The sequence below is a fragment of the Bradyrhizobium sp. P5_C11_2 genome (genome assembly GCF_054049755.1).
On sequence record NZ_JBFULT010000579.1, the window covers coordinates 1 to 4,673 of the forward strand.

The window sequence follows — 4,673 nt, forward strand, 5'->3', positions numbered from 1 at the left end:
GTGCAGACAGCGCTGCGCTACGCCAACGAGGAATGCGAGAGCCAGGGCGGCGGCGCGGTGACTTTTGCACTGGACACGGTGCGCAAGGTCGATCTGACCGGCGACGGCCGTGACGACTACATCGTCGATTTCCGCGATACCAAATGCGGCGAGCGCGACACCACCTATTGCGGAACCGGAGGCTGTGTCATGAACATCCTGGTGACGCAGCCCGACGGTAATGTGCGGCCGGTCTTCGACGGTTATGTCCGCAATTACGAGATCAAGGTCAAGCCGATGAAGCGTGGCGCGCCGCGCACCGTCCGCTTCGATCTGCACGGGAGCTTTTGCGGCGGCTTCGGCGCGCAGGCCTGCTTCAAGGAGAAGGCGATCACGGCGACGCCGTTCGCGTTCAAGCAGCCGTAAGGCAGGTGTGCGGCTGGCGGCCTTGCAGGCGTGCTTGCGATGGCGATAAATGGGTCGCAAACAGCGGCGCGCTTGCGCGCCGTCCGCCGTCGAAGAGGAAGCCCCATGCAGCCCCTGCGCATGTCCCGCCGCGTCATGAATCTCGCTCACATGCTGACCCAGAACGCGCGGCGGCATGGATTGCGTCCAGGCTTCGTCTGGGGCGACAAATCCTGGACCTGGCGCGAGATCGATGCGCAGGTCTCGGCGCTGGCCGCAGCACTCGCCGCGCGCGGCATCACGAAGGGCGACCGCATCCTCGTCCATTCCAAGAACGGCGACGAGATGTTCTTCTCGATGTTCGCCGCGTTCCGGCTCGGCGCGGTCTGGGTCCCCACCAATTTCCGCCTGATGCCCGATGAGGTCACCTATCTGGCGCAGGCCTCCGGCGCGAAGGCGTTTCTGTGCCACGTCGATTTTCCCGAGCACGCGGCGGCTGTGAGCGGCGGTGCGCTGGACTTCACCTGGAGCATCGACGGCAAGGGCGTGTTTGGCGAGACCTCGGTTGCGGAAGCCATCGCGTCGCAGGCGGGCGCAGCGGTCGAGAACGTCGCGGTCGAGCATGACGATCCCTGCTGGTTCTTCTTCACCTCGGGGACCACGGGCCGCTCCAAGGCCGCGGTGCTGACCCATGGACAGATGGGCTTTGTCGTCACCAATCATCTCGCCGATCTGACCCCGGGTGTCACCGAAGACGATGCCTCGCTGGTGGTGGCGCCGCTGTCGCATGGCGCCGGCGTGCATCAACTGGTGCAGACCGCGCGTGGCGTCTGCACCGTGCTGTTGCCGACCGAGAAATTCGACATCGACGAGGCGTTCCGCCTGATCGAGGCGCATCGCGTCGCCAATCTCTTCACTGTGCCAACCATCCTGAAGATGATGGTCGAGCATCCCGCCGCCGACAAATACGATCATTCCGCGCTGCGTCACGTGATCTATGCCGGCGCGCCGATGTATCGCGAGGATCAGAAGGCTGCGCTGAAGAAGCTCGGCAAGGTCATCGTGCAATATTTCGGCCTGGGCGAGGTCACCGGCAACATCACGGTGCTGCCGGCGGCGCTGCACGATCCCGAGGATGGGCCCCATGCCAGGATCGGCACCTGTGGCTTCGAGCGCACCGGCATGCAGGTTTCGATCCAGGACGACGAGGGCCGCGAGCTCGGGGCCAACCAGAGCGGCGAGATCTGCGTGATCGGCCCGGCCGTGCTCGCCGGCTACTATGACAATCCGGAAGCCAATGCCAAGGCGTTCCGCAACGGCTGGTTCCGCACCGGCGATCTCGGCCATATGGACGAGGAGGGATTCCTCTACATCACGGGACGTGCGTCGGACATGTACATCTCCGGCGGCTCCAACATCTATCCGCGCGAGATCGAGGAGAAGATTTTGACGCATCCCGCCGTCGGCGAGGTTGCGGTCCTCGGCGTGCCGGATCCGACCTGGGGCGAGGTCGGTGTCGCCGTCTGCGTCGCGCGTGAAGGCGCACAGCCCGCGAGCGAGGCGGAGATGGCGGCGTTCCTCCTCCCGAAGGTGCCGCGCTACAAGATGCCAAAACGGTTCTTCTTCTGGGAGGCGCTGCCGAAATCAGGCTATGGCAAGATCCCCAAGCGCATGGTGCGCGACGAGCTTGAGGCGCGCGGGCTGCTCGAGCTCGACAAGACGAAGGCGGGCTGACGTCGTAACATGCGAAGCATCAAACAGCCGGGCCCGCCCGCCGCCGAACGCATCCAGTGGGTGGAGGCGAGGGGACGCGCCTTCGCGTTCACGCTTGAAGCGGGCCTGCCGCTGCTGGAGGCCGCGCGCCGCGGCTTTGCGGCGGAGGGATTTGCCGGCGGTGTGCTGAACTTTGGCAGCGGCGTGCTCGGGCCGTTCGCCTATGTGATGCCGGCGCTGTCGAAGACCAGCGAGAACGCCGCGTTCTACAGCGAGACGTATCGGCCGAAGGGCGTGACGCGCACGAAGCTCGGCAGCATGACGCTGGGCTTGCGCGACGGCGCGCCATTCTTTCATTGCCATGGGCTCTGGACCGAGGCGGACGGCAAGGCAAGCGGCGGCCACATGCTGCCGGACGAGACGGTCGTCGCCGAACCGTTCGAGGTCCAAGCCTTTGGGATTGATGGAGCGACGTTCGCGGCCGAGCCAGATCCCGAGACCAACTTCAAGCTGTTCGGGCCGGTGCCTGCTGCGAGCACCGGTGCGCGCACCACAAGCCGCGCCTTTGCGCTGCGGCTGCGGCCGAACCAGGATTTTGCCGGATGCCTCGAAGGATTTTGCCGCACGCACGGCATTGCCCGCGCGAAGCTCCATGGTGGTGTCGGCTCGACCATCGGTGCGCGCTTCACCCATGGCGGTGTGACCGAGCCGTTTGCCACCGAGCTGGCGATAACAGCCGGCACGATCGCGCCTAGCCCTTCGGGCGCGCTGGAAGCTGCGCTCGACATTGCCCTGATCGACTACACCGGCGGCATTGCGGAGGGTCGGCTGATCCGTGGCGATAATCCCGTGCTGATGACCATGGAGCTGGTGCTCGAGGTGCTGGGCTAGTCTCGGCGCGCGGTCATCAGCGAGACTGCAGCTTGGCAATGGCCAGGTACGTCGAGTCGCTTATCCCCGAGCTCGATCCTTGAAAGAGGTTGAGCAAGGGAGATTGACCCTGACCGGTGCTCTCGCTGTTTCTGATGTCATACATGGCGGAGAAACGGTTCAGCAGCTTTTCGACCTTCGCGGGATCGGACAGATCCTTGATCTTCATGAATCGGTCCACGAACTTGGCCTGCTGATCGATCGGCATCGCCGCCATCGAGTCGGGCAGATCGAAGGTGGTCCTGAACACCTCCGAAAGCGCCCGGTCGGCCAGGATGTCGTATGCCGACGTGATGTCGCCCGCCTTGCGCTGGAAATAGAGCGCCAGGCGCACGCCGGGATTCGTATCTCCCTGCTGTTGCTCCAGGCTTTGCTGGAGATAGCTCGCCTGCGTGTCCCGAAAATGATCGCCCTTCTGAGGACCCAGCATCGGGAGGCGCGCGACGTCGCCCTTGCTGTTGAAGTTGAACGTCCCCGCGATTTCGGCAAAGCGAGGATCGCTCTGCGTGTTCGCGAAGCTCTTGGGATTGCTCAGGTCGGAGCTGAAGATCTTCGTGAGGAATTCGGTGCTGACCTTCTTGGGATCCAGGCCCTTGGCGACGAGAATGAAATCGATCACCTTCCGGTTTGCGAGCAGGTCGGAAACGCTTCCGATGTCTGCGACGGCTTCCTGATAAGACGTCGCGTCCTTCTGGGCTTGCTCGCGAACTGCCTTCTGCTGCTGGGGGCTTGCGTCCCTCAGCGCTGCAATGACGTAGCTCTTCGCAATATCGAGGACGTCAGCCGAGTCCTGGGCCACCAAGGGAGTCGTCAGATTGCCTTTTGCGTCGAAGTTGAAGTCGCGTGCGAGCTTGACGTACCGATCGTCCTTGAGGGTATAGACGAAGCTCTTGGGGTCGTTGAGGTCGCTTTCGAGGACAGCCTTGATCGTGGCTTGCGAGGTTGTTGCCGGGTCGAGGCCGACGGCGCCCAGCGCAAAATCATACACGGCCGATGTCGACACGAACGTATCGACCGATTTGACATTGCCGACGGCCGCTCTGAAGAGCGTGATGGCCAGTGCTTCGCTCAGTGGGCTTGCGTCTGCGTAGACGTCGGACTTGCTGTGGTCAAAGTTCTGCTTCGTGAGCGTGACGTTTGCCGCCGTCTGGGCGGGCACGCCTGGCGGGAGCGACCCGTCGGGCGCAAACTCGAACGCGCTGGCGAGGTCGACGAACTTGCCAATCGTCCCGATCTGGTCGCTGAGGCTGGAGACGCTCTTGGTGAAGTTTTCCAAATGATACTTTTCGACCAGGATCTGCACGTTCAACTGGGACACGTCGGCGCCTGGCTGTGATAGCTGGGCCGTGTAGTCCGCGATTTTCTGATTGGTGGCCGTGACGTCCGATTTGGCTTGAGTGAGCTGGGCGTTGAGGCCGCTCAATTGAGACGTGAAGGTGGTGTTGACGTAGCTGTTCGGGTCGGATGGATCGCTGCGCAGCACCTGGCTGATCGTGTCGCGCGGCCACTTGCTTTCATCCATCCCGAATGCCGCATAGACATAGTTACGAAGACGGTCGTTGTTCAGGAGCTGGTCGGCGCTGGTGACGTTGCCGATTTGGGTGCTGTAATAAGCCGAATCGCTATCCAGCGTATCGACCTGGTTC

4 protein-coding genes are annotated in these 4,673 nt (G+C 63.2%); 3 read left to right on the plus strand and 1 reads right to left on the minus strand.

What is annotated here, in order from left to right; translation table 11 throughout:
• The 3 genes from ACXJL8_RS34445 to ACXJL8_RS34455 form a co-directional block, all read left to right on the plus strand.
• A partial coding sequence (locus tag ACXJL8_RS34445; RefSeq protein WP_456686398.1) for a hypothetical protein occupies positions 1-405 on the plus strand: 405 nt, incomplete at its 5' end.
• A 105-nt stretch (positions 406-510) separates the two neighbouring features.
• Positions 511-2,118 carry an acyl-CoA synthetase gene (locus ACXJL8_RS34450; RefSeq protein ID WP_456618863.1) on the plus strand — a complete coding sequence of 536 codons (1,608 nt, stop codon included), beginning with the start codon at positions 511-513 and terminating at the stop codon, positions 2,116-2,118.
• A 9-nt stretch (positions 2,119-2,127) separates the two neighbouring features.
• The gene (locus ACXJL8_RS34455; protein ID WP_456618864.1) at positions 2,128-2,988 is read left to right on the plus strand and encodes a PCC domain-containing protein; all 861 of its coding nucleotides are present in this window, start codon (positions 2,128-2,130) and stop codon (positions 2,986-2,988) included.
• A 16-nt stretch (positions 2,989-3,004) separates the two neighbouring features.
• On the opposite strand, the gene ACXJL8_RS34460 is transcribed toward ACXJL8_RS34455, so the two are convergent.
• On the minus strand, positions 3,005-4,673 hold a 1,669-nt coding region (locus tag ACXJL8_RS34460; RefSeq protein ID WP_456686399.1), incomplete at its 5' end, for a DUF1217 domain-containing protein.

Coding starts and splice junctions, on each gene's coding strand:
- ACXJL8_RS34455 (WP_456618864.1), top strand. CDS start 2,128: ATGCGAAGCATCAAACAGCCGGGCCCGCCCGCCGCCGAACGCATCCAG.
- ACXJL8_RS34450 (WP_456618863.1), top strand. CDS start 511: ATGCAGCCCCTGCGCATGTCCCGCCGCGTCATGAATCTCGCTCACATG.